The organism is Clostridium sp. C105KSO13 (assembly GCF_001517425.1).
Lineage (GTDB): Bacteria > Bacillota > Clostridia > Lachnospirales > Lachnospiraceae > Muricomes.
This window is the reverse complement of record NZ_FBWL01000063.1, coordinates 1-1,430: the sequence shown is the minus strand read 5'-3', so window position 1 is coordinate 1,430 and position 1,430 is coordinate 1. Positions and strand designations below refer to the sequence as shown.

At 33.6% G+C, this 1,430-nt stretch carries 2 protein-coding genes; both read left to right on the top strand.

Translation table 11 applies throughout. From position 1 onward, the window contains the following. A partial coding sequence (locus BN3456_RS00280; RefSeq protein ID WP_141654470.1) for a DeoR family transcriptional regulator occupies positions 1-220 on the top strand: 220 nt, incomplete at its 5' end. Positions 221-477: 257 nt separating this feature from the next. After that, positions 478-1,430, top strand: a 953-nt coding sequence (locus BN3456_RS00275) for an exonuclease domain-containing protein (protein ID WP_141654469.1), incomplete at its 3' end; no start/stop codon positions are given.

Genomic DNA, 1,430 nt, shown 5'->3' with positions numbered 1-1,430 from the left:
ATTGAATGTGGAAGCTGCAAATGAGGCAAAAGAAAAAGATAAATTATCTGAAAGAGAAAAAGCGATATTTGATATGATTCAAAAGAATAACACTCTTTCAGTTGAAGAAGTCATGGCAGAACTTTCTATATCAAGAGCTACTGTATTTAGAGATTATGCGAAGATTAGGAAGATCACAGGAGCAGTGTATGATAAGAAAACTGGGGGATGGAAGTATTAGTCTCAACAAGAGTATCGGTAGTCTCATTATAGTCTCATTAGTCTCAGCGTGGATTTGAGACTGGGAGTGTATACTGGTTGGTTTTACAGACTAACAATGAAAATTCTATGAAAGTTTCATTGTTAGTCTCATCACAAGTGCATTCAGTCTCATTGAATTTGAGATTGAGATGATAATATAAAGATTAGAGCAGAACATCTTAAAGATGAAGAAGATTGAAAGTTAAGTCGATTTGTACAGAAGGTTGGGGATAAAAGATGGCAATTAGTATTTCAGTAACAATTGATGAAAATGGAAAGCCACAAATTTCAGTTGGTGAAACGGCAATAAAATCAGTAAGAGAAAGTAAAGGGAAAAGTAGTATTGTTTTTCCAGATGATTATGTGGTAGTAGATGTTGAAACCACAGGTTTATCACCACAATATGATGAAATCATTGAAATTGCAGCAATCAAATATAAGTCTGGAGAGAAGGCAGATGTATTTTCAACATTGGTTAAACCAGAATATGAAATTGACAAATATATTACAGAACTAACTGGAATTACAAATGAAATGGTTGCAACGGCTCCTAAAATTGCAGATTGTATTGCGGATTTTAAAGAATTTATAGGTGATGAGATTATTGTTGGATATAATGTGAACTTCGATATTAATTTCCTATATGATAATTTGCTGGAATGTTGTGGTGAAAAGTTATCAAATGATTTTGTTGATGTAATGAGAATCGCAAAAAAAGTATTGCCGGAATTATCTCATCATAGACAGAAAGATATTGCTAAATTTTTTGGAATTTCAATAGATGGTGCACATAGAGCAGAAGCAGACTGCTTAATGTGCAATGAATGCCTTGAGAATTTGAAAAACGAAATTAAAGCAAGTGGTGTGGCACTTGAGGATTTCATACATAGTTACAAACTAAGTCACAGGCACAACGGAATCAGTGCAAAAGATATCTCGACTGAAAAGAAAGAATTTAATGAAGGTCATCCGTTGTTTGGAAAAGTGTGTGCGTTTACAGGAACACTAGAGAAAATGCAAAGAAAAGAAGCAATGCAACTTGTAGCGGATTTAGGTGGTATTCCTGGTGATGGGGTAACAAAGAAAACAGACTATTTAATTCTTGGCAACAATGATTACTGTAAAACTATTAAAGATGGAAAAAGTTCAAAGCAAAAGAAAGCAGAGAAAATGATATTAGAGGGTGTTGA